This is a genomic window from Burkholderia sp. Ac-20392 (assembly GCF_017104585.1).
In the GTDB taxonomy this organism is placed as follows: domain Bacteria; phylum Pseudomonadota; class Gammaproteobacteria; order Burkholderiales; family Burkholderiaceae; genus Burkholderia; species Burkholderia lata.
In genome coordinates this window covers 1-1,605 of the sequence record NZ_JAAGPB010000928.1, presented here as the reverse complement: position 1 = coordinate 1,605, position 1,605 = coordinate 1, and the positions used below count along the sequence as shown (strand labels likewise).

The window sequence follows — 1,605 nt, the reverse complement described above, 5'->3', positions numbered from 1 at the left end:
CCGTCGGGCCCGACCGTCACGCCGAGCGGTGCGTTGCCGTTGTCGGCGCGGGCGGGCGGTAGCGGAAACCAGTGCACCGGCGTGCGTGTCGGCGGGACGGCGGGCGCGGCAGTCGCAGGCGCGTCGAGCGAATACGGCACCGGCTCGCCCGCGCCGTTGAAGATGCGCACGTCGCCGAGATCGTCGCGCCGGCTCGCCGCATAAACGGGCTGCGGCACGGTGAGCTGGTAATACGCGGCAGCGCCGTCGAGGTCGAGCGAGAAGCGCTGCGCGGCGTGCCCGGCCCCCGACGTGCCGTCGGCCGCCGCGAACGACGCGAGCAGGCTCAGTCCGAGCAGGGCGGCGAGTCGTTTCATGCTTTGTCGTCCTGCTGCGCCGCAGCCTTCGGCGGCAGCGGCGAGAAATACCCGATCAACAGCAGCAGCACGCCGATGCCGATGAACGACACGATGCGCTCGATGCCGGTCACGTGCGACAGGTCGAACAGGAACAGCTTGACGACCGTGAGCGCGAGCAGCGCGGCGCCGACGAACCACAGCGGACGCAGCCCGCGGCGCGTCGCCCAGATCGTGATGGCAAGCGCGCAGAGCGTCCAGTACACGGACACCGACGCCTGCACGAGCGTCGATTCTGCCATCGCGCCGAGTTCGTACGGCACGCCGGCCCAGTGATGCAGCGTGCGCAGCAGGATCGCGTTCAGCCACAGGAATGCGGTCGCCCCGGCCGCACTCAGCAGCTCGACGCGATATTTGCCGTACGACCAGCCGAGCTTGCGTGCGCGCACGAACCACGACGCGGCGAGTGCGTAGACCACCGCGAGCACGAGGTCGAGCGGGTTGAAGAGCGGCACGCGCGCCCAGCTTCCGCCGTCCTGCGTGAAGTTCGCGTAGAAAGTCCACACCCACATCACGACGATCAGCGGCAGCGACGCAAGCGCACACACGCGGGCGATGCCGTCGCGACGCGTCAGCCACATGCCGGCGAACGCGAACAGGCTCCAGCCGACCATGAACACCTGCTGGATGCCGAACGACGACAGCACGGTGTCGATGTCGTAGGCCAGGTGGAAGCGCTGATGCAGCGTGCGCAGCATCAGCGCGTTGAACCACAGGAACACGGTCGCGATCGCAGCGTAGTCGACGACGCGCGGATGCCACGCAATACCGAGCGTCTTCAGTCGGCGCAGCCACACGGCGAACGCGACGAACACCAGGAACTGCGCGATGTCGAGCGGGTTGAGCAGCGGCAGCCAGAAGAGCGGCGCCGCGTTGCCGTCGCTGATCACGCTGGCGATGCTCCACAGCCACAGCAGCGCGGCGAGCGGCGCCGCGCCCCACACCTGGTACGCACGCGGGAACGCCGCGACGGGCCAGCGTAGCCGCGAGCCTGGGCCCGACACCAGCAGGAGCAGCGCACCGAAGCCATAGGCCCACGCGCTCCAGCTCCACGCACCCTCGGGCACGTACGCGCGCAGGCGCCAGAAGCCTTCGAGCGACAGCAGCCCGCACACGGTCCAGAACATCAGCGTATGCAGCGGCGCGATGATGCCTGCCGGGACGGATTGCGCGACACCCGGCGCCGAGCGTTGCGCGGCATCGGCGCCTA

Annotated in this window: 2 protein-coding genes; both read right to left on the bottom strand. The window is 69.5% G+C overall.

What is annotated here, in order from left to right:
- The coding region (locus G3N99_RS39780; RefSeq protein WP_206125140.1) for a DUF3999 family protein at positions 1-356 on the bottom strand (356 nt) is incomplete at its 3' end.
- Positions 353-1,605 (bottom strand): DUF2339 domain-containing protein (locus tag G3N99_RS39775; protein WP_206125139.1); only part of this gene is annotated, 1,253 nt, incomplete at its 5' end. The genes G3N99_RS39780 and G3N99_RS39775, both read right to left, overlap by 4 nt.